General features: G+C 66.6%; 21 protein-coding genes. 11 read left to right on the plus strand and 10 right to left on the minus strand.

Annotation, left to right across the window (positions count from 1 at the left end):
• Positions 1-171: 171 nt before the first annotated feature.
• Positions 172-333 (minus strand): hypothetical protein, encoded by a 162-nt coding sequence (locus JANGC3_RS32315; RefSeq protein WP_157406446.1) that lies wholly within the window; start codon positions 331-333, stop codon positions 172-174.
• A 401-nt stretch (positions 334-734) separates the two neighbouring features.
• Here JANGC3_RS32315 and JANGC3_RS28365 point away from each other — a divergent pair, with 401 nt between their 5' ends.
• Entirely contained in the window at positions 735-1619 is an 885-nt protein-coding gene (locus tag JANGC3_RS28365; protein ID WP_157406447.1) for a hypothetical protein, read from the plus strand.
• Between the two features lie 126 nt (positions 1620-1745).
• Here the strand turns inward: JANGC3_RS28365 and JANGC3_RS0104485 are convergent, their stop codons facing one another.
• The 3 genes from JANGC3_RS0104485 to JANGC3_RS0104495 form a co-directional block, all read right to left on the minus strand.
• On the minus strand, positions 1746-2045 hold the full coding sequence (locus JANGC3_RS0104485) for a hypothetical protein (protein ID WP_017875287.1): 300 nt from the start codon (positions 2043-2045) through the stop codon (positions 1746-1748).
• A gap of 276 nt (positions 2046-2321) precedes the next feature.
• Entirely contained in the window at positions 2322-2585 is a 264-nt protein-coding gene (locus JANGC3_RS0104490) for a DUF2249 domain-containing protein (RefSeq protein WP_017875288.1), read from the minus strand.
• 77 nt (positions 2586-2662) lie between these two features.
• Positions 2663-4939, minus strand: a complete 2277-nt coding sequence (locus tag JANGC3_RS0104495) for a nitric-oxide reductase large subunit (RefSeq protein ID WP_026132543.1) — start codon at positions 4937-4939, stop codon at positions 2663-2665.
• Between the two features lie 214 nt (positions 4940-5153).
• Here JANGC3_RS0104495 and JANGC3_RS0104500 point away from each other — a divergent pair, with 214 nt between their 5' ends.
• From JANGC3_RS0104500 to JANGC3_RS0104525, 5 genes are all read left to right on the plus strand, one after another.
• Complete coding sequence (locus tag JANGC3_RS0104500) at positions 5154-5636, plus strand: RrF2 family transcriptional regulator (protein ID WP_017875290.1); 483 nt, start codon at positions 5154-5156, stop codon at positions 5634-5636.
• 128 nt (positions 5637-5764) lie between these two features.
• The gene (locus JANGC3_RS0104505; protein WP_017875291.1) at positions 5765-7012 is read left to right on the plus strand and encodes an MFS transporter; all 1248 of its coding nucleotides are present in this window, start codon (positions 5765-5767) and stop codon (positions 7010-7012) included.
• 25 nt (positions 7013-7037) lie between these two features.
• Positions 7038-8423: a NarK family nitrate/nitrite MFS transporter gene (locus JANGC3_RS0104510; protein WP_026132544.1), complete on the plus strand. Its 1386-nt coding sequence runs from the start codon at positions 7038-7040 to the stop codon at positions 8421-8423.
• Positions 8424-8445: 22 nt separating this feature from the next.
• Positions 8446-9876, plus strand: a complete 1431-nt coding sequence (gene hemN, locus JANGC3_RS0104515; protein WP_017875293.1) for an oxygen-independent coproporphyrinogen III oxidase — start codon at positions 8446-8448, stop codon at positions 9874-9876.
• 336 nt (positions 9877-10212) lie between these two features.
• Positions 10213-11025, plus strand: coding sequence for a substrate-binding periplasmic protein (locus tag JANGC3_RS0104525; RefSeq protein ID WP_017875294.1), 813 nt, complete (start codon positions 10213-10215; stop codon positions 11023-11025).
• Between the two features lie 142 nt (positions 11026-11167).
• Here the strand turns inward: JANGC3_RS0104525 and JANGC3_RS28370 are convergent, their stop codons facing one another.
• Positions 11168-12436, minus strand: coding sequence for a hypothetical protein (locus JANGC3_RS28370; RefSeq protein ID WP_017875295.1), 1269 nt, complete (start codon positions 12434-12436; stop codon positions 11168-11170).
• Entirely contained in the window at positions 12436-12657 is a 222-nt protein-coding gene (locus JANGC3_RS0104535; RefSeq protein ID WP_017875296.1) for a DUF2249 domain-containing protein, read from the minus strand. Before JANGC3_RS0104535 ends, JANGC3_RS28370 begins: the two co-directional genes overlap by 1 nt.
• Positions 12658-12844: 187 nt before the next feature.
• Between JANGC3_RS0104535 and ubiU the strand changes: the two genes are divergently transcribed.
• The 3 genes from ubiU to ubiT are packed head-to-tail and all read left to right on the plus strand — an operon-like array spanning position 12845 to position 15306.
• Positions 12845-13879, plus strand: coding sequence for a ubiquinone anaerobic biosynthesis protein UbiU (ubiU, locus tag JANGC3_RS0104540; protein WP_017875297.1), 1035 nt, complete (start codon positions 12845-12847; stop codon positions 13877-13879).
• A 22-nt stretch (positions 13880-13901) separates the two neighbouring features.
• The gene (locus JANGC3_RS0104545; protein WP_026132545.1) at positions 13902-14801 is read left to right on the plus strand and encodes a U32 family peptidase; all 900 of its coding nucleotides are present in this window, start codon (positions 13902-13904) and stop codon (positions 14799-14801) included.
• Between the two features lie 28 nt (positions 14802-14829).
• Positions 14830-15306 carry a ubiquinone anaerobic biosynthesis accessory factor UbiT gene (gene ubiT / locus JANGC3_RS0104550; RefSeq protein ID WP_017875299.1) on the plus strand — a complete coding sequence of 159 codons (477 nt, stop codon included), beginning with the start codon at positions 14830-14832 and terminating at the stop codon, positions 15304-15306.
• Positions 15307-15344: 38 nt separating this feature from the next.
• On the opposite strand, the gene JANGC3_RS0104555 is transcribed toward ubiT, so the two are convergent.
• Entirely contained in the window at positions 15345-18515 is a 3171-nt protein-coding gene (locus JANGC3_RS0104555; protein WP_017875300.1) for an EAL domain-containing protein, read from the minus strand.
• Entirely contained in the window at positions 18512-19300 is a 789-nt protein-coding gene (locus JANGC3_RS0104560; RefSeq protein WP_035788194.1) for a substrate-binding periplasmic protein, read from the minus strand. Before JANGC3_RS0104560 ends, JANGC3_RS0104555 begins: the two co-directional genes overlap by 4 nt.
• Before the next feature lie 285 nt (positions 19301-19585).
• On the opposite strand from JANGC3_RS0104560, the gene JANGC3_RS32325 reads away from it, so the two are divergent.
• Both JANGC3_RS32325 and JANGC3_RS0104570 read left to right on the plus strand, forming a co-directional pair.
• A complete protein-coding gene (locus JANGC3_RS32325; protein ID WP_017875302.1) occupies positions 19586-19756 on the plus strand; it encodes a hypothetical protein in 171 nt (56 codons plus the stop codon).
• 45 nt (positions 19757-19801) lie between these two features.
• Entirely contained in the window at positions 19802-20209 is a 408-nt protein-coding gene (locus JANGC3_RS0104570) for a VOC family protein (RefSeq protein ID WP_026132547.1), read from the plus strand.
• A gap of 17 nt (positions 20210-20226) precedes the next feature.
• On the opposite strand, the gene JANGC3_RS0104575 is transcribed toward JANGC3_RS0104570, so the two are convergent.
• Complete coding sequence (locus JANGC3_RS0104575) at positions 20227-20838, minus strand: hypothetical protein (RefSeq protein WP_026132548.1); 612 nt, start codon at positions 20836-20838, stop codon at positions 20227-20229.
• A 200-nt stretch (positions 20839-21038) separates the two neighbouring features.
• Positions 21039-21407: a hypothetical protein gene (locus tag JANGC3_RS0104580; protein ID WP_017875305.1), complete on the minus strand. Its 369-nt coding sequence runs from the start codon at positions 21405-21407 to the stop codon at positions 21039-21041.
• Between the last annotated feature and the right edge of the window lie 93 nt (positions 21408-21500).

The following is a 21500-nucleotide window of genomic DNA, read 5'->3' on the forward strand; positions in this document are numbered from 1 at the left end:
GGCCAATGGCCAGCAAACCCCTTCGGATTCCCGAACCGCCTCAGCCTCAGGGAGAGGTGTCGCGGGCGCGGTGGATCAACGCCGTCTTATTTTTCACCGGATTTGCCGGGCGCCCCGATTTTGCGGAGCAGCGGACAGTACCCGCGGCCAGCACGCATGTCCACAAGCTTGTTATTGGCGGGGGTAGGTGTTGTTTGAGGCGCCGCTTGGCTCCCCGGAGAACGCCACCATCGTCGCGCCGGGCCAGGGCCGCTTCGGCGGCGCCATGCTGCCCAGCTGGGTTGCCATGGCGATGCCGGCGATCATCAATACCGCGAGTTGACGGGATTTCATCTTGGTGCTTCCTTGTTTTTAGCCTGTGAGAGACTGCCGCCCGGCTATGGTGTGGGAGGAATGTTGCTTACCATTATCGTCCCGCTGCGCGGAGTGTAGGTTGATGTTGCTCAACAGCAATGATGGTGGACGCCAGGCAGTGAGGACGATGGCTATTTGCGAGGGACTATCCGCGGCTATTGGAGAAAGCCGCCAATTTCGTCAATTGTCCTCCGACGCTCGCTTCGGCCTTTTCTCAACGGGTTTGAGCACCAGCTTGTCGAGCGAGGCTATGTCGAGGGTGAAGCCAAGAAATCAATGATAAGCTGTGGAAGGAGCGTGCCGAGGCACATTGAGCTGTTTGCCACGGCGCCCCAGGGCAGGTGCGCGATTCAAATGCGAAGGATATTGAAGAGATATAAATGAGAACGTCGTTCTGGTTGCCGCTGTTAGTGCTTGTTGCGCCATTGTCGGAGGCGAGCGAACTTGGACGTTGCCGTTTTGATCAAGCCGATCTTCAGTTCTCCGGCGCTCCACGCGAACAAGCCTCGTGCTTGTTGCGGCATGTGGCCAAATGGGGAAAGGTGCAGCCGGGCGCGGCTACTTTGCCGGCGCCTTTGGATGCCATTATCGGAAAGCCGGTCAATACGCTGCGGGCAGACTTGGGCCGCTACCTCGTCGCGACAAAAATGAGCGAGAACGAGATAGGTGGGTCGCTCGACGCCGAGCTTTCGCGCGGCCGGGATGGCGCCGCCAGCGCGCCCGTCGCGCGTTATTTCGTTATCCATGACACGAGCTGGCCATTGTATGCCAATGCCAAAAAATTCCCGGGTGATAAAACGGCGGAGCTCAACGCCTTGGACCGGTACGCCGGGCCGGAGTCGGTCGCGCATGTATTCGTGGATCGCCTTGGCAATACCTTGCAAGGTCATGATTTCGGCATACCCTGGCGCGGCACGAAACTGGAAAACGACGTCGTGGGCGAGCCGGCAAAGGGCATGTTTTTGCATGTTGAGTTGCTGCAGCCGCGACGCCGCGATGCGTCCGTCAACCGTAACAACGACGCCATTGCGCCGAAACCCGGGTTTACCGCCGCCCAGTATGAAAAACTCGCTTTGCTGTATGCGGCGGCAAGCGCGCGTAGCGGCGTGTTTATGATTCCGGCGTTTCACGCGGCGCTCGATGAGGGCATTCCCGACGGCCACGACGACCCTCAAAATTTCGAGCTGCGTCGTTTTGCCGGCGCGGTCGCGAGCTTGCTCAAGCGGCTGCGGCTGGGTGGAATTGCTAACGCCACAGCGCCGTGACGCCGGGGCTACAAACTTTTGCAAACCAAGCCGCCGCTGCGCCGGTCGGCTTACCGACGCTGTGTAAAGGATGGCGGGCTGAGCCGACCTGCGAAACTCTTTGCCGGTATGGCACGCGGTGGCGGGCTACTCGCCGTCGAACGTTCTGCCCTCCGCGGCGGCCATGGTGAGGTTGATCGCGCCGCCGACCGTTTTCAGCCGGCCGGTTTCAATCGATGAAATGGTCCTGCTGTTTTCCTTGCCATACATCCGCGCAATGCGGGAGAAGGGCACGTTGAGCGCCTTTGTCATAGGCGCCAACACGCCGGCGGTTTCCTTGATCCGGATAACCTCGACCTCGTCCCCGGCCATGTGCGCCAGGCTGAGCGAGCAAATGATATCGAATACTAAAACTACATCTGTTTTGACGTCGTCCCTGAGAGCCATCTGGAGTTCCCCGTTATGGTTTCGATATTTATCAGTTAACAGTGCTAGATACGAAAGTAACATATCTGCAACAAATTTGCCCTACAGTTTTACCAACATGTGCGGGTGCAAGGCCTGCCAGCTCCGCGCCCACCTCCATAGAGTCGCCGACTGGCGATTTTGCGAATTGATTTTTAGCAAGTTTTACCGCTTCACTGGGCGGGGCAAGGCTGCCCGACGAGACTTGCCGCCAGCCGGCGCGAGAAAGGCTGCCGCCAAGCGGCGCCGCCGCACGGTTTATGCCGCGATCAGGAAGTCGATGACGATTTCGCCGGGCGCGCGCGAGACGTAGGCCATCTTGACGCGGTCGCCGAAGTATTGGCCGATCTGGTCGAGCAGCGGCAGGGGATCGTGGTCGTTGCAAAAACGCATCACTTCGCCTTGGCGCAGCGCGTCGAGGGCGCCGAAGATGGCGGCGTGGCGGAAGCGCTTGGCGACGCCGCGGGCGTCGAACGGATAGACTGCGTCGTGGCGGACCGGGTTGTAACAATCGTGTGCCATGGTGGAACTCCTTGTCTTGGTTGACGCCGCGGGCGAGTCGCCCGCGGCGTTGCTGCTATTGCTTTGCTCTTACTTGCTTACGCCTGCTTGGCGCCAGCGACCGGCACCAGTTGCGGCTGCTTGCGGCCCTTGGTCAGCAGGCGCAGCGCGAACAGCGCCAGCAAGCCGCAGCCGATGGCGAAGACGACGTCGCCCGGCACCCGCATCCACACCAGCGTTTCCATAAACGGCGAGTGGACCAGCTCCGGCGAGCGGGCGTACCACATGCCCTTGGTGATGCTGGCCCAAGCCTGGTAGATGCCGGCCGGAACCAGCGAGATGAACACCATCATGGCCAGGCCGATGTTGAGCATCCAGAACATCGGCGCCAACAACTTGTCGGACCAAGCGGCGCGCTCGCTCAGGCCGCGCAGACAGAACAGCAGCAGGCCGATGCCGAGCATGCCGTAGACGCCGAACAGCGCGGCGTGGCCGTGCGCCGCCGTCATGTTCAAGCCTTGCATGTAGTACAGCGCGATCGGCGTGTTGATGGTGAAGCCCAGCAGGCCGGCGCCGATCACGTTCCAGAAGCCCACGGCGATAAAGCACAGGATCGGCCATTTGTACGCCTGCACCCATGGCGCCGCTTTCGAGCGCTGGTAGTTGCGCAGCGCTTCCACGCCGATCATGGCCAGCGGCACCACTTCCAGGGCCGAGAACATGGCGCCGATGGCGATGACGAAGGTCGGCGTGCCGGTGAAGTACAGGTGGTGCAGGGTGCCGAGGATGCCGCCGAACAGGAACACGATGGTTTCGAGCACGATGGCGGTATTCGCGGTGGCCGCGCGGATCAGGCCCAGACGGGTGAACAGCAGCGCGATGACGGCGGTGGCGAACACTTCAAAGAAACCCTCGACCCACAGGTGGACCAACCACCAGCGCCAGTATTCGACCATCGAATAGTGGGTATGCGGACCCCAGGTCAGCGAGGTGGCGTAGAAACCGCCTATGCACATCGCCGCCAGGAACACCATGGCGATCAGGCCGCGGCTTTCCGACGGTTTTTTCAGCGCCGGCATCAAGCCGCGGCCCAGCAGCAGGACCCAGAACAGCAGGCCGACGAACAACAGGATTTGCCAGACCCGGCCCATGCTGGTGAATTCCAGGCCCTGGTTGCCGATCCAGAAGCTAAAGTCGTTGCCCTGGTGTTGCAGCGTGCCGAGCCAGCCGAAGGCGGTCGAGCCGACGACGATGAACAGCAGCGCGTAGAACAGCATGTCGACGCCGAGTTTCTGGAATTTCGGCTCGTGGCCGGAGATCGCCGGGGCGATGTACAGGCCGGTGGCCAGCCAGGCGGTGGCGATCCACAGTACCGCGAACTGGGTGTGGATGGTGCGGCTGACGGTGAACGGCAGGATCTGGCCCAGCGGGAAGCCGAAGAAACTCTGGCCCTCGACGGCGTAGTGGGCGGTGATGACGCCCATGCCGACCTGGGCCAGGATCAGGCCGATGACGACGAAGAAGTACTTCTTGGTGGCGCGCATCGACGGCGTCGGTTTCAGGTCGAACAGCGGATCGGCCTTCGGCGGCGTCGGGTCGCCTTCTTCCTTGCTGGCCGAGTGGAACAGGATCATGCCGGCAATGGCGGCGATCATGAAGATGATGCTGGCGATCGACCACATGCCGGCGCCGGCGGTCGGCGTGTTGGCCACCAGCGGTTCGTGCGGCCAGTTGCTGGTGTAGCTCAGCTCGGTTTCGCCGGGACGGTCGGTGGCGGCCGACCAGGCCGACCAGAAGAAGAACGACGGCAGCGCCTTCAAATCGGCCGGGTCGGGCAGGGTGCCCGGGTTCATCGCGTACTGTTCGCGCAGCTTGTCGAGGTTCGGGTCGTTGCCGAACAGGGCCGTGTAGTGGGCCGTGACTTCGCGCACGGCGGCGGCGCGCTGCGGCGACAACGTGACCACGCCGGTGACGGCGTCATGGGTGTTGCGGCGCATTTCGCCTTTCAGGCGGGCGCCCAGTTCGGCCTGCTGGCCGACGCTCAACTGCTCGAACGGCTTGCCGAAGTCCTGTTGCGCCCAGATGGCGCGCAGCGCCACAGCTTCGCGGTGCAGCCAATCGGCCGACCAGTCCGGCGCGAGGTAGCTGCCGTGGCCCCAGACCGAGCCGAGTTGCTGCCCGCCGGCGGTCAGCCAGGCTTGCTGCCCGCGCTGGACCGAACCTTCTTCGAACAGCACGGAGCCGTCGGTGCTGACGACTTGCTTGTGGATCGGCGGCGCCGTCAAATAAATCTCTGTGCCTACCCAGCCGAGGACGGCAAAGGACAGCACGCAGATGACTGCGAGCCAGGTCCATAGTTTGCGTGTGGCATGCATGATGGGGGTTCCTTATCGGAGGTTGAAAAAGCGGAGCGTTGCAGGGGTGCCTGCACCGTTAAAGATGTATCTTATCTACCTTAATACGACTTTGACCATAGGCATTCGGGAGTATTGCCGTGTAGTCCTTTAAACAAATATTATGCATACTCTATTTGTCGCGACCGTTTCCAGTCCCGGCCTGAAGGGCATGACACAAGGAGCTTTGCCAGCGATGAGACTCACCGCCTATACCGACTACGCCTTGCGTACGCTGATCTATCTGGGATTGCACCGGGGCCGGCTGGTGACGATCCAGGATATTGCCGAGTTACACGACATCTCCAAGAACCACCTGATGAAGGTCGTGCACCAGTTGGGCCAGAGCGGGCTGGTGAAGACCGTACGCGGGCGCAACGGCGGCTTGCGACTGGGCGCCGAGCCGGCCAGCATCAACGTCGGCGCGGTGGTGCGCGGCACCGAAACCGATTTTTTCATGGCCGAGTGCTTCAAGGCGGGCCAGGCGGGCTGCGCGTACGCGTCGGCGTGCAAACTCAAGAGTGCGCTGTGCGCGGCGACGGCGGCCTATCTGGCCGTGCTCGACGGCGTCTCGCTGGCCGACCTGATCGGCGGCGAGCAGCGCTTCCAGCCGGTGGCGCTGGCAACAGCTAACCCGACCTATGAAAATCCGAAGCCTCGCCTAGCCCGCACGGCGTAATCCGACCTACTCCATTCGGACGACTCGGCTAGGTAGCTTGCCTTCGCCGAAGTACCCCTACGGCCAATAGTGCCGTTGCCGCCCGCGACGTAAGCTGTGCCGTATCGGTTGCTGCGTCTAAGGAGGGTATGGTGGTACGGAATAAAAAGCAGGTCTCGGTGTTGGTCAGCAGCACGTTCGCGTTCACGATCTGTTTCGCGGTCTGGATGATGTTCGCGGTGCTGGGCATTCCAATCAAGAACAATCTCGGCCTGAACGAGACCCAGTTCGGCCTGCTGGCGGCGATGCCGGTGCTGACCGGCTCGCTGGTGCGGGTGCCGCTGGGCATCTGGACCGACAAGTTCGGCGGGCGCGTCGTTTTCTTTGCGCTGATGCTCGCTAGCGTTGTGCCGATCTACCTGATCTCTTACGCCAGCGCCTACTGGCACTTCCTGGTGCTGGGCATGTTCGTCGGCCTGGCCGGCGGCTCGTTCTCGGTCGGCACGCCGTACGTCGCGCGCTGGTTCGGCAAGGAGCGCCGCGGCTTGGCGATGGGTATCTTCGGCGCCGGCAACTCCGGCTCGGCGCTGACCAAGTTCGTCGCGCCCGGCATCATCGCCGCCTTCGGCTGGCAAATGCTGCCGAAGGTCTACGCGGTCGCCATGCTGGCCACGGCCGTGCTGTTCTGGCTGTTTTCCTTCACCGACAAGGCGCACCAGGCGCCGGCCGGCGTTTCTTTCGCCGAGCAGATGAAGGTGCTCAAGGATCCGCGCGTGTGGCGCTACTGCCAGTACTACTCGGTGGTATTCGGCGGTTACGTCGGCCTGGCGTTGTGGATGACCAAATACTACGTCGCCGAATACGGCTTCGACATCCGCCACGCGGCCCTGCTGGCGGCCTGCTTTTCGCTGCCCGGCGGCGTGCTGCGCGCGCTGGGCGGCTGGATCGCCGACAAATACGGCGCCATCAAGGTTACCTGGGCCGTGATGTGGGTCTGCTGGGTCTGCTTTTTCCTGCTGTCGTACCCGCAGACCAGCATGGTCGTCAAGACGGTGACGGGCCAGATGGCGCTGGACCTGGCGTTGTCGCCGTGGATGTTTACCGCGCTGCTGTTCGTCGTCGGCATCGCCATGGCGATCGGCAAGGCCTCGGTCTTCAAATTCATCGGCGACGACTTTTCCGACAACATCGGCGCCGTCAGCGGCGTGGTCGGCCTAGCCGGCGGCCTGGGCGGCTTCGTGCTGCCGATCCTGTTCGGCGCGCTGGTCGACCTGACGGGGGTGCGCTCCAGCGCCTTCATGCTGCTGTACGGCAGCGTCTGCGTCTCGCTGGTGTGGATGTATTTTTCGTTCAAACGGGTCCCGGTGGCGGTCCCCGCCATGGCCCCGGCTATCTAATTGTGTAGAAATCGAGGAGAGTGTGATGAGTAGATATATGATCAATACCTGGGAGCCGGAAACCCCGAGTTTCTGGAAGCGGAGCGGCAAGTCGACCGCCGACCGCAACCTGTGGATTTCGATCCCGGCGCTGCTGCTGGCCTTCGCGGTGTGGATGGTGTGGAGCGTGGTGGTGGTCAACCTGCCCAACGTCGGCTTCAAGTACAGCACCAACCAGCTGTTCTGGCTGACCGCCTTGCCCGGCCTGTCCGGCGCGACGCTGCGCATTTTCTATTCCTTCATGGTGCCCATTTTCGGCGGGCGCAAGTGGACGGCGCTGTCCACCGGATCGCTGTTGATCCCGGCCATCGGCATCGGCTTCGCGGTGCAGGACATCAACACCGGCTACCCGACGATGCTGGTGCTGGCGCTGCTGTGCGGCTTCGGCGGCGGCAACTTCGCCTCGTCGATGGCCAACATCAGCTTCTTCTATCCGAAGGCGCGCAAGGGTTTCGCGCTGGGCATGAACGCCGGCCTGGGCAACCTCGGCGTGTCGGTGGTGCAGTTCGTGGTGCCGCTGGTGATCACCGTCGGCGTCTTCGGCGGCCTCGGCGGCGAATCGCAGACCTGGGCCAAGGCCGGCGCCAGCAAGGCGTTCTGGTTGCAAAACGCCGGCTTCGTCTGGGTCCCGTTCATCGTCCTGAGCACCGTCACGGCGTGGTTCGGCATGAACGACATCGCCTCGGCCAAGGCCTCCTTCGCCGACCAGGCCGTGATCTTCAAGCGCAGGCACAACTGGCTGATGTGCTGGCTCTACACCGGCACCTTCGGTTCCTTCATCGGCTATTCGGCCGGCTTCCCGCTGCTGATCAAGATCCAGTTCCCCGACGTCAATCCGCTGGAGTACGCCTTCCTCGGCCCGCTGGTCGGCGCCCTCTCGCGCGTCGCCGGCGGCGTCATCGCCGACAAACTGGGCGGCGCCCGCGTCACGCTGTGGTCGTTCTTCCTGATGATCGCCGCGGTCGTCGGCGTGCTGCGGTTCGCGCCGCACGGCGACGTGGCCGGCAACTTCACCGGCTTCTTCTGCATGTTCATGCTGCTGTTCGCCGGCACCGGCATCGGCAACGCCTCGACCTTCCGCATGATACCGGTGATCTTCCTGACCGAGCGCCAGCGCGCCGCCGCCGGCAAGGGCCGCCCGGCCGAGGAGCGGGCCATCGTCGACGCCAACCGCGAAGGGGCGGCCGTGCTCGGTTTTACCTCGGCGGTGGCGGCCTACGGCGCCTTCTTCATCCCGAAAAGCTACGGCACCTCGATCGCCCTGACCGGCAGCCCGGACGCCGCGCTGTGGTGCTTCGTCGGCTTCTACGTCAGTTGCATCGCCATCACCTGGTGGTGCTACGCGCGCAAAAACGCCGCCATGCCTTGCTAACTCTTGCAACCGGAGTCCTATCATGAACCCTCCCCGCACCGTCGTCGCGCTGGTCCCGTCGGTCGAATTCGACGCGGCGTTGATCCGCAAGCTCAACCAGATGGGGCCGCGCTACACCTCGTACCCGACCGCCGACCGCTTCAGCGGCGATTTCGCGCAGGCCGACTACGTCGATGCGGTGGCGCGGGTGCGCGCCGGCGCCCGCGCAGCGCCGTTGTCGCTGTACGTGCACATCCCGTTTTGCGAGTCGCTGTGCTATTACTGCGCCTGCAACAAGATCGTCACGCGGGAGCGCGACAAGGCGGTGCTCTACCTCGACTACCTGAAGCGCGAAATCGCCATGCAGGGCGGGCTGCTGGCCGGCATGAACCGCGTCGAGCAACTGCATTTCGGCGGCGGCACGCCGACCTATCTGAGCGACGGGCAGATGGACGACCTGATGGCCTGCCTGCGCCGCTGGTTCGACTTCGCGCCCGACGCGCAGGGCGAATATTCGGTCGAGGTCGACCCGCGCACGGTCACGCCGGCGCGCATCCGCACCTTGCGCGCGCAGGGCTTCAACCGCATCAGCCTGGGCGTGCAGGACTTCGACGCCGACGTCCAGCGGGCGGTCAACCGCATCCAGCCGGAGGCCGAGACGGTGGGCATCATCGACGCCGCGCGCCAGGCCGGCTTCCGCTCGATCAGCGTCGACCTGATTTACGGCTTGCCGAAACAAAGCCCGGCGACGATGGTGCCGACGCTGCACAAGGTGATCGCCGCCAATCCCGACCGCATCGCGGTCTACAACTACGCCCACATGCCGCACCTGTTCAAGTCGCAACGCCTGATCGTGGCGGCCGACTTGCCCACGCCCGACGCCAAGCTCGACATGCTGCGCCTGTGCATCGAAATGCTCGGCGCCGCCGGCTACGTCTACATCGGCATGGACCATTTCGCCAAGCCCGACGACGACCTGGCCGTGTCCCAGCGCGAGGGCAGGTTGCACCGCAACTTCCAGGGCTATTCGACCCACGCCGAGGCCGGCATGGTGGCGCTGGGCGTGTCCGGCATCAGCGCGCTGGGCGGCTGCTACAGCCAGAACGACAAGACCCTCGGCGGCTACTACGCGGCGCTCGACCAGAAGCGCCTGCCGATCGCCCGCGGCATCACCCTGGACCCGGACGACCTGCTGCGGCGCGACATCATCGGCCGCCTGATGTGCGACTTCGCGCTGTCTTACGCCGAGGCCGGCCTGCCCGACGCGGCCGGTTTCGCCGACTACTTCGCCGCCGAACTGCGGGCGCTGGCGCCGCTGGCGGCCGACGGCCTGCTGGACATGGACGCGGACGGGCTGCGCGTGAGCTTGAAAGGGCGCCTGTTGATCCGTAACATCTGCATGGTGTTCGACAACTACCTGGGCCGCGCCGGCGGCGCCGGCCCGGCGCCGCAGCGCTACTCGAAAACCATCTAGGCCGCGGCGACGCCGTCGGCTTACGCGCTGCGCGCTAAGCCGACCTACGGTCCTCGTCGCGCGGGCGCGCAACCCGACACGCCGCCGCAAGCCGGCGGCTGTTCATTCGCGCATCTTGTCCGACTTGAGCGGGCACGCCATGATTGCCGTCAGCGGGCGCAACGTCACCATCCTCGACATCGAGCGGCTGCGCCGGTACGGGTAGGGGCGCGACGCTTGCGGCCAAAGCGACGCCGGCCGGCCGGACACCCTGATATACTGATTGCAGGACACTCAACGACGGAAGGCGCCTACCCATGATCCGCACTTTAGCTCACCCCGATTGACGGATCGCATATGGCGCCGAACCGCTTTTCGCTGCTGACGCTCGCCCTGCTGGCCGCCTGCTGCTGCGCCGCCGCCCACGCCCGCGCGTCCGCCACCACGGCGTACAACACTTACATGGTCGGCCCCTACCTGGTCGATGCGCAGCAGGGCTTGGCGCAGTCGCTAGTCGACCGGCTGAACGACAAAATCGGACCGGGCCAGCAGCTTAGCCTGAGCCACATTCCGCGCATCCGGCTCGACGCGATCGAACTCAACAAAGGCGACCAGTTCGGCGGCGTGGTGTTGTTCGTCAACCCGCGCTTCGTCGGCGACGCCGCGAAAACCCGTTTCCTGTGGTCGAAACCGCTGTTCGTCGATTGCAACCTGGTCATTTCAAGGGTCGACGAACCCGTCGAATACGTCGGCCTGTCGACCTTATGGGGGCTGCGTTTTGGCGGCGTGCGCGGTTATCGCTACGTCCACATCGACGACATGGTACGTCTGGGCAAGCTGGCGCGCGAGGACAGCCAGGACGAGTTGAGCGGCCTGCGCAAGGTGGCGCTGGGCCGGGTCGACCTCACCGTCGTGCCCTATTCCATCTTCAGCCAGTTCGGCGCCGACAAAACCCTGGCCAAGCAACTGTACGTCGCCGCCAAGCCGCTGCAGTGCTTCGCCCGGCACATTCTGGTGGGCAAGGGCAATCCGGCCATGCTGAAGGCGCTCAACGAGGCCATCGACACGCTCGCCACCGACAAGGGTTGGCTGGCGGCGATGGCGTACTTCCACCTGGACGTTAAAGTCCTGTCGGGCTGGAGCGCCGACGATCCGTCCGACAAGCCGTAGCGCCGCCAGGAACGGATATGCGCGTAACCCGGCGCCTGGCGCTTGATCAGCGTGGCCAGGCCGGCGCCGGCCAACAAGCCTTAGATCGGCGCCGAATCTGCAACAAAACCTCCAGATCGAGACCTAACCCTATTTTGTAGGATTAGTGCGTCGCTCGCAGGCGCAGCGCGCGCCAGAGTATCCAGGCGAGGTGCAGCGTCGAGGCGAGCATCGCCACGGCGGCCGCGCGCGCCAGCGGTGTCGGCCACAGCGCGGCGCCCGCCAGCAGCGCCAGCGCCGCCAGGTGGCCGCGGAATTGGCCGCGCGCCGCTTCTTCCGTGATGATGTGGCGGATGCCCGGCACTGGTTTGTCGTCCGCGTTTTCCTGCCAGTGCTGCCACAGCAGGAAGGGGACGATTTTGTAGAGCATGCCGAGCACCGCCGAGTAGGCGAAGCCGAGCAGGAACAGCAGGCCGGGCAACAGTGCGCCGGCGCCGGCCGGCGGCGGCGCCAAGCACAGCGCCGCGCAGGCCAGCAGGCTGGCCATGGCCAGGCGCCAGAACAGGGTGGTGGCGTCGGCCGGGCGCTTGCGCCGTCTGAGCAGGTCGAGCGTGGCCACGGCGAAGACGCCGAAGGCGCCCAGCAGCAGCGCGTGCAGCGGCGCCGCGCTCCAGTGCCCGGCCAGTTGCGCGGCGCTGGCGGCCAGCGTCAGCCCCAGCACCGCGCGGTTCAAGGCGCGCGTCAGGCCGGCCGGGTACAGCGGCGTGACCTGGAACATCGGAATTACTTGGTGGGCGATGGCGATCACCAGCACGCCGATCCAGCCCGCCAGGCCCCACAGGGCGTGCAGGTCGGCCAGGCGCGCCAGCGGCAGCGGCAGCGCCCAGGCCAGGGCGGCGGCCATGCCGGCGCCCAGCGCCGCGGTAACGCCGAGGGCGCCGAGGGCGATGCGCACGCCGTCCAGCATGGGCTGCGCCGCGCCGGCGCGGGCGGCGGCGGCGGGGGCCGCGCGCGCCCGCCACAGGCCAAGGGCGCAGGCGCCCAGCAGCCAGGCCAGCGCCAGCGCCAGCGGCGCCAGCGCGAGTTGCAGCAGCGGCGGACGCGACCAGCAAAAGCCGGCCGCCAGCAGCAGCGTGCCGGCACTTAACAGGGCGTGGATGGCGGGCGCGGCCAGGCCGGCGCGCGGAATGTCGACGCCGGCCACCACCGGCAGCAGTTGCAGCAGCGCGCCGCTCATGACCATGGTCAGCACGCCCAGCGTGAACAGGTGGGTCGCCGCCAGCGCCGCCGGCGACCAGCGCGAGGCCAGCAGCGGCGGCCCCTGCCACAGCAGCAGGGCGCCGGCCAGCAGCGCGAACAGCGGCGCGCTGGCGAAAAAGCGCATCGACAGCCACAGCGGCGCGCTGCGTTCGAGCGCGAGGCGGCGTTGCATCAGGCGGCGCGCCAGATCAGCAGGTCGTAGCGCAGGTCGGGTCGGCGCGTGATGCAGTGGCGGTAGCCGCGCCGGTCCAGGATGCGGTACAGCGGCAGCGGCTCGCGTTCGATCAGCACGGCCAGGCGCCGCCGCGGCGCCATCGCGCCCAGCGCCTCGAGCACGCGCTGCATCGGTTCGGGCGGCGCCAGCGCGCAGACGTCGAGGGAAATTTCCTGCATGGCGGTCCCGTTCTGTGCAAAGCGCCATTGTGCATCCCGGGCATGGTTTTAATCCTTGACCCAGGTTAAGGACTTTTATATTTGCCGGGCCTATAGTTCGCCGCAGCGCAATACCGCAGCGCGCGCTTCACGTCGCCGGTTTGATGGACGGCGGCGGCGCGCGGCGTTCACGAACAGGAAAAGGCTTATGATTGACGATCCCACCCCCGCAGCGGCGCGCGCGCCGCTGGAACTGGTTTGCCCGGCCGGCAGCCTGCCGGCCCTGAAGGCGGCCGTCGACAACGGCGCCGACTGCGTCTACCTCGGCTTCCGCGACGCCACCAACGCGCGCAACTTCGCCGGCCTCAATTTCGACGACAAGGCCATCGACGAGGGCGTCGGCTACGCCCACCAGCGCGGATGCAAGGTGCTGCTGGCGCTGAACACCTATCCGCAGCCGTCCAACTGGACGCTGTGGCGCGGCGCCATCGACCGCGCCGCCGACGCCGGCATCGACGCGGTGATCCTGGCCGACCCGGGCTTGATGGCCTACGCGCTGCGCCACCACCCGCAATTGCGGCTGCACCTGTCGGTGCAGGGTTCGGCCACCAATTACGAGGCCATCAATTTCTACCACGAGCATTTCGGCATCGCCCGCGCGGTGCTGCCGCGGGTGCTGTCGCTGACCCAGGTCGAGCAGGTCGCCAAGAACACCCCGGTGGACATCGAGGTGTTCGGCTTCGGCAGCCTGTGCGTGATGGTCGAGGGCCGCTGCGCGCTGTCCTCGTACGCCACCGGCGAGGCGCCCAACACGCACGGGGTCTGCTCGCCGGCCAGGTCGGTGCGCTGGGTGCAGACGCCGAAGGGCCTGGAGTCGCGCCTGAACGGCGTGCTGATCGACCGCTACGCCGACGCCGAGAACGCCAGTTATCCGACGCTGTGCAAGGGGCGTTTCGACGTCGCCGGCGAAAATTATTACGCCCTGGAAGAGCCCACCAGCCTGAACACGCTGGAGCTGCTTCCCGCGCTGGTCGGCATGGGCGTGCGCGCGGTCAAGATCGAGGGGCGCCAGCGCAGCCCGGCCTATGTGGCGCAGGTGACGCGGGTGTGGCGCGAGGCGCTCGACTGCTACGCCGGCAACGCCCAGCGCTATTCGGTCAAGCCGGCCTGGATGGCTGCGCTCGACAAGGTGGCGGAGGGGCAGCAGCACACGCTGGGCGCCTACCACCGCTCGTGGAAATAATCTGGACAATGGAAAAAGCATGTTGAAACTGGCATTGGGACCGATCCTGTACTACTGGCCACGCGCCGCCGTGTTCGAGTTTTACCACATGGTCGCCGACAGCGCGGTCGATATCGTCTACCTCGGCGAGACGGTGTGTTCGCGCCGGCGCGAGCTGCGCCAGGCCGACTGGCTCGACGTGGCCGAGTTGCTGGCCGGCGCCGGCAAGGAGGTGGTGCTGTCGACGCAGGCGCTGATCGAGTCCGGCAGCGAACTGACGGCGATGCGCAAGATCGCCGAGAACGGCCGCTTCGCCGTCGAGGCGAACGACATGGGCGCGGTGCAGCGCCTGAAGGGCGGCGCGCCCTTCGTCGCCGGGCCGCACCTGAACCTGTACAACGACCCGACGCTGGCGCTGCTGGCCGGGTTGGGCGCGAAGCGCTGGGTGATGCCGCTGGAAATGGGCCGCGAGGGCCTGGCGCAGATGCTGGCCGCGCGCCCGGCCGGCATGCAGACCGAGGTGTTCGCCTACGGGCGCATGCCGCTGGCGTTTTCGGCGCGCTGCTTCACCGCGCGCAACCGCAACCTGGCGAAGGACGATTGCCGCTTCAGCTGCCTGGAGCACCCGGACGGCTTGCTGCTGCAGACGCGCGAACACGCGCCGTTCCTGGTCTTGAACGGCACCCAAACGCAGTCGGCGCTGGTGTATAACCTGGTGGCGGAACTGGACGCGATGGGCCGCATGGGCGTCGACGTCGCCCGCATCAGCCCGCAGGCCAGCGACACCGGGCGCGTCATCGACGCCTTCGACCGGGTCCGCCGCGGCGCGACCGCGGGCGCCGCGGCCGGCGCGCAGATCGCCGCGTGGCAGCCGTCGGCCGCCTGCGACGGCTACTGGTACGGCAAGCCCGGCCTGGAGCTGCGCCGCCACGACCAGCACTAACACCGCGGCACCCGCCAAGGAGCAACCAATGCAAGAAAAACCCTACACCCTACCCGAGCCGGCGGCCAAGCTGCTGGCGCTGCTGCCGGCCTATCCCGGCTCCTGGCTGTTCGTCCAGGCGCTCAACCTGGCGCTGGCGCGGCAACTGCCGGCCGACGTGCGCCAGCGCCTGGAAGGCAAGCGGCTGCGCCTGCGCCTGGACGACGCCGGCCTGGCCTTCGACTTCGTCTGGCGCGGCGGCGCCTTTCGCGCCTGCCGGCCGCGGGCCGAGACCGACTTGACCATCGGCGCGGCGGTGCACGACCTGCTGTTGCTGGCGCGGCGCCAGGAAGACCCGGACACGCTGTTCTTCAGCCGCCGCCTGGCGCTGGAGGGCGACACCGAACTGGGGTTGCTGTTCAAGAACACGCTCGACGCGCTGGAGGCGCCGGCCTTCGAGTTGGCCGCGCTGGCGCCGGGGCGCGTGCTGGCGCGCCTGCGCCGCGACGCGCGACCGCGCCGCTAATCCGCGACCTCCGGAAGCTTCACTGTGCGGCAGTATGCCTAGGCCGCCGCTTTCGCCGTCGTCGCGTAGTGTTCGAAGGCCGCCAGCGGCAGCGGCCGGCTGAAGTAGTAACCCTGGTAGGCGTGGCAGCCGGAGCCGGCCAGGAAGTCGCGCTGGGTCTGCGTTTCGACGCCCTCGGCGATGACCCCCAGCCCCAGGCTTTGCGCCAGCGCGACGATGGTGCGGGCGATGGCCGCGTCGTTCGGGTCGACCAGCACGTCGCGCACGAAGGATTGGTCGATCTTCAACTGGTCCAGCGGTAGCCGGCGCAGGTAGGAGAACGAGGAGTAGCCGGTGCCGAAGTCGTCGAGCGCGAAGCCGACGCCCTTGGCCTTGAGCGCGTGCATCTTCTCGATGACGTCCTGGACGTTGTCGACCAGCAGCGACTCGGTCAGTTCGAGCTTCAGGCGGATCGGGTTGGCGCCGCTTTCGGCCAGCGCCGCCAGCACCGTGGCGACGAAGTCTGGTTCGCGAAATTGCCTGGCGCTGACGTTGACGGCCAGCGTCAGGTGCGCCATCAACGGCTGCGCCGCCCACGCCGCCAGCTGGGCGCAGGCGCTGCGCAGCACCCACAGCCCGAGCGGCAGGATCAGGCCGGTGTCCTCGGCCAGCCCGATGAAGGCGGCCGGCGCCACCATGCCGCGCTGCGGGTGCTGCCAGCGCACCAGCGCCTCGGCGCCGGTGACGCGGCCGTCGCCGACCACCTGGGCCTGGTAGTGCAGCACGAACTGGTTGGCGCGGATCGCCTCGCGCAGGCCGGCCTCGAGCGCGGCGCGCTCCATCACCACCGTTTGCATGCCCGGGTCGAAGAAGCGCAGCGCGTTGCGCCCGGTTTCCTTGGATTGGTACATCGCCAGGTCGGCCTGTTTCAGCAGCTCGTCGATGCTGGTGTCGTGGCCGTGGAACAGCGTGGCGCCGACGCTGGCGGTGCTGCGGTGCTCGACCGCGCCGAGCTGGTAGGGCTTGTTCAGGGCGGCCAGGATCTTCTCGCCCAGCGCCTCGGTCTGGCCGGCGGCCTCGGCGGCGTTGGGGCCCAGGCTTTCCAGCACCACGACGAATTCGTCGCCGCCCAGGCGCGCCACCGTGTCGCCGCCGCGCAGGCAGCCTTCGAGCCGGCGCGCCACCTGTTGCAGCAGCAAGTCGCCCTGGTCGTGGCCGAGCGTGTCGTTGAGCGTCTTGAAGTGGTCCAGGTCGATGAACAGCACCGCGCCGTGGTGCGCGTTGCGGCTGCCCGCGGTCATCGACTGCTTCAAGCGGTCGAGCAGCAGGGTGCGGTTGGGCAGTTGCGTCAGGGCGTCGAAAAAGGCCAGTTCCTCGATCTTCTTTTCGGCCTTCTTGCGCTCGGTGATGTCGTGGTGCGTGCTGATATAGTTGGTGACGGCGCCGTCGGCGCCGCGCACGGCCGAGATGGTTAGCCATTTCGGGTAGGTCTCGCCGTTCTTGCGGCGGCCCCAGATCTCGCCCTGCCAGCCGCCGTTGCGCCCGATCGCCGCCCACATGTCGCGGTAAAAGGCGGCGTCGTGGCGGTCCGACTGCAGCAGGCGCGGGGTGCGCCCGACGACCTCGGCGTCGCTGTAGCCGGTGGTCTCGGTGAAGGCCCAGTTGACGCGCAGGATCACGCTGTTGGCGTCGGTGATCATCATGCCCTCGCGCGAGTCGAAGGCGGCGGCGGCGATGCGCAGCTCGGACTCGGCCAGCTTGCGCTCGGTGATGTCGCGCCCGCTGGTGCGAAAGCCCGTCAGCGCGCCTTTAGCGTCGCTGATCGGCACCCACGACACCGACAGCCAGAACAGCGAGCCGTCCTTGCGCACGCAGCGGAACTCGAGGTCGTGGCCGCGCTCGCCGCGGCGGCCCTTGAGGAATTCCGGCGCGACGCGCTCGGCGTCGTCGGGGTAGACCAGCGTGCCGACGAAGTCGTCCATGGCCATGCATTCGTCGACGGTGTAACCGGTGTAGTCGCGCACCGAGGGGTTGATCCAGCGCGGGCGGCCGTCCAGCCCCCACCAGACCTCCCAGTTGACGGTGCAGTCGGCGATGGCGCGGAATTTCTCCTCGCTGGCGCGCAGCTCGACCGTCATCGCCGCGGCCAACCGCAGCGCGCGGCTGCGCCCGGTCGCCACCAGCCACGCCAGCAGCGCCAGCAACAGGCTCAGGCCGGCGCCGGCGCCGGCGATCAGGGCCGCGGCGCTGCGGTCGAAACGGGCGTGGAAGTCGTCGAGCGCGCTCAGCGACAGCATCCAGGTGTGGCCGCCGACGACCAGGTATTCGTTGGCCGCCAGCGTCGCCGACGGCGGCGCCACCGCCAGCTCGCCGGGCGGATACATGCGCGAACCGTCGGCCTGGCCGATGCCGTCGTAGACCGCCAGCGCCAGGCCGGGCGGCTGCTCGCCGTACAGCGTGGCCATCATGTCGCGCATGCGGAAGGCGGCGTAGACCCAGCCGACCAGGCTGGCGCGGCGCTCGGCGACGTTGGCCACCGGCTGGCCGGGCGCGTAGATCGGCAGGTACATGGCGAAGCCGGCCGGGGCGACGCCGGCGGCGTCGACCGCCAGGCGCAGCTTGCCCGACAGGGCCGCCTTGCCGGAATCGCGCGCGCGCGCCATCGCCTCGCGCCGCACCGGCTCGGCCCAGGCGTCGAAGTCGAGCAGGACGCGCTCGACGCCGGCGTCGGCGCCGGGTTCGCGCAGCACGATCGGCGCCGACTGCGCGGCGCCGCCCGGGGGCGTGGCGGCGCCGCCGGCCGGGCCGAAGCGCGGCGTCGCCGGCAGCGCGGCGGCGGCGGCGGCGCGCCCGTCCGTCAGCCAGGCGTGCGCGCCGATCGACATCACGCCGGCGAAGTTGGCGTCGAGCCCGAGCGCGCCGACGTACTGGTGGAAATTGTCGCGATCGAGCGCGCCGCTGGCGCCGAACAAGCCGCGCACGCCCAGCAGCATTTTTTCATAGCCGGCCATGCGCTGCTCGACTCTGCTGACCGATTCGCGCAGGGCGAAGTCGAACTGGGCGCGCAACTCGTTGCGCGCGGTCTGGCGTTCGTGCTTCCACAGCGTCCAGGTCAGGCCCAGGCCGGCCGCCAGCACCAGCGCCGGCAGCAACAGCGGCGCCAGCGGCAGGCGCGGCAAGCGCCGCGGGCGCGCCGGCCCGGGCAAGGCGGACGGGCCGGACGGCGTCACGGGCGCGCCTGGAACTCGACCATCGAAGCGGCCAGCCTGGCGTCGAAGTACTTTTCAAAGATGCGCCGCACGGTGCCGTCCGCGCGCATCTGGTTGACCAACGCGCGCCACTTGTCCTGCTCGGCGGCCGGCAGCGCCTTGCGCGACATGATCAGGCCGTGCTGCACGGCCGGGTCGTTGAACTCGATCACGGCGCTGATGTCGCGGATGGCCTTCTCGCCGACCGCCGGGTAGTCGAACGGCTTCATGATCATGCCCTGGATGCGGTTGGCGCGCAGCGCCTGGTACAGCGGGTCGAGGCCGCCGGCCTGGCTGACGCGGCTGGCGGCCTGCAGGCGGTCGACCAGGCCGTTGGCCGAGTCGCTGTAGCGGAAGCTGCGGATCACGCCGAGCTGGAAGCGCGGGTTGTCCTCGACGTCGGCGAACCGCTGGACATTGGCGTCCCTGCGCGCCAGCAGATAGTATTTATTGCTGAAGTACCAGGCGAAGCCGGCGTAACGGCGCCGTTCCTCGTTGGCGATGCCGGACAGGCTGAAGTCCAGCGCGCCGGTCTCGATCAACTGCCAAATGCGCGCGCGCGACATCAGGCTGACGACGACCTTGCAACCGCTGCGGCGGATCAGCTCGTCGGCGAAATCCTTGTCGATGCCGCTGTCGGTGGCGGCCGAATACAGCAGGCCGTGCTCGTGCAGCGCCAAGGTGAACGGGCGCGGGCAGTCCGGGCCGGCCGTGGCCGCGCCCGCCGCGCCAAAGGCCAGCGCCAGCGCGAGCAGGCCGCGGACCAGCGGCGCCGCGCCGCGGCGGCAAAGGCGGCTGGCGCGCAGGGCTATAGTTGACGGCAACAATATGGGTCCCGTTGGTGATTGGTCTGCGTTGGCGGGTTGACAAGATCGGTGTTTGCTGCATCCCTGAATAATTATAGCATCGGCGCAATGAATATTGCCCTGGACTCCTGTCGTGGCCGCCTGGGGCCGCCGCTTCGCCGCCACGGCCATGCGCCACGCCACGCCAGCCGGCTTCCGCGAAACAGTTTAGTATTAGGTAATATCTATTCCCGGAGCCAAGCCGCCATGCATTTGGCGCCCATCCAGTCGGAGTCGCGCGCGCCGTGCGGCGAACTGCTCGGCGTGGCGCCGTCCCAGGTGGTGGTGGACGGCAGCGCCAGCTTGTCGCTGATGCACGACGTCATCGTCTACGGCTTGAGCTACGGCATGCCCGGCCGGCGGCACGGTGCGGCGTAAAAATAGCAGCACATCACTTTTAACGCGTTCACAAGGATTATTCATATGCTTCACCACCTTTCATTAGGCGTTTTGGATCTCGACCGGGCGGCGGCGTTCTATGACGCCGCGCTGGCGCCGTTGGGTTATGTCCGGGTATGGGGCGACGACGAGGCACTCGGTTACGGCTACGAGGGCGGCGGCGACAAACTCGCGCTGAAACTGACGCCGGCGGCGGCGCTGGTGATCCCCGGCGAGGGTTTCCACCTGGCGTTGACGGCCGGCTCGCGCGAACAGGTCGGGCAATTCCACCAGGCCGCCTTACTCCATGGCGGTCGCTGCAACGGCGCGCCCGGATTGCGGCCCGACTACGGTGACGACTATTACGCGGCCTTTGTCTTCGACCCCGACGGACATCGGCTTGAAGCGGTGATCAACGCGCCGGACGCCAGTTGCTGCAACAAGCAAGACTAAGGTAGCGCCTGCGGTCCTTAGTCGCGCCGGCAATCGTCGATCATCAGACCTTCCTTGCGCCGGTGCCGGTCCAGGCGCCGCTCCGCTTGCACGACGCTGCGGGCGTTGGCGTGCTCGACCAGAAGCAAGGCCGCCTTCAGCGCGGCCGACATGCTGGCCGCGGCGCCCGCCATCGCGTCGATTGGCGACGTCGGCGCGCTGTGCGCGTTGGCCCGCAGCGCGCGGCGCCACACGCACGCCGTTTTCCAACGCGGATTGCCGGGAAAGCGCAGCGACAGGTCGCGCCACGCGTTGCGGCCGTCGCCCGCCACCGCCAGCGTCATCTGCCGCGGCGAGACCCTGCTGCCGCTGAAGATGAGGGCGTCGCCGACCACCTTCGCATGAAAACACTCGCCCAAATACTGCATGCGCACATCCGTCGATTCCGGCAAAAACATCTCTTTCCATTGATAACCACGGCTACCCTGCCCAAGCGCGGCGGCCGGCGTATTCTCCGGCCTGGCCAGCCATTCCCGGATGGCTAGGTTGGCAATCTCGGACGGCGACAGGCGGCCGCGCTCATCGTGCATATAGGCATCGAGTTCGAGGAGAGTAGAGGGTGTCAAAATGGGACTCTGTAGGGCAAGCATACTCGTTTCTCCTGTGCGTTTTGTCTGGTTTTGTCTGGTTTCTCTTGTTGGACAAGCGCTTTAATGATGAGTTCAAATTAGACAAAACGAGTACGAATGCGCACCTCGAACGAGCAGGAATGCCCTAGAGGTTTAAAAATTGGAACCGACACCGGTCCTTTTTGCGGGGACGGCGCCTTGCGGCCGCCGGCTTTCCCCGACTAGAAAAAATTCAGCAGTTCGCCGTCGCGGTCGAACGCCAGATACCCCTTGATTTGCCCTTCCTGGATCGCCGTGATCATTTTGCGCAGCGGCGCCTCGGCTTCGCTGGCAGCCGGCGGCTGGCCGTCCTTGCCACCCAGGCTGGCCACGAAGACCACGTCCCAGTGCGCCTGCATATGGCGCGATTCCTCGACCAGCGCGGCGAAGCTGCCAGCCTCGTCCGGTAATTTGTCGACGCACATCACCGGCGTCAGGCTGCGCCCCTGGGCGCTAGCCGCCTCGGCCTGGGCGAAGGCGAACAGCAGCCGCTGCGGTTGCGCCTGCGCGCGGGCCGCGCCCAGCAGGCTGTCGTAACTGTTAATTTCCATATCAAAGCTTTCGAAAGTTGCGTGAATTGGTGCGTGGCACGCCGCGCCGCGCCTCTCCCCCTAGGTATACCGCAAAGCGGCGCGCCGGCCCAT

This window comes from Janthinobacterium sp. CG3 (genome assembly GCF_000344615.1).
Lineage (GTDB): Bacteria > Pseudomonadota > Gammaproteobacteria > Burkholderiales > Burkholderiaceae_D > Janthinobacterium.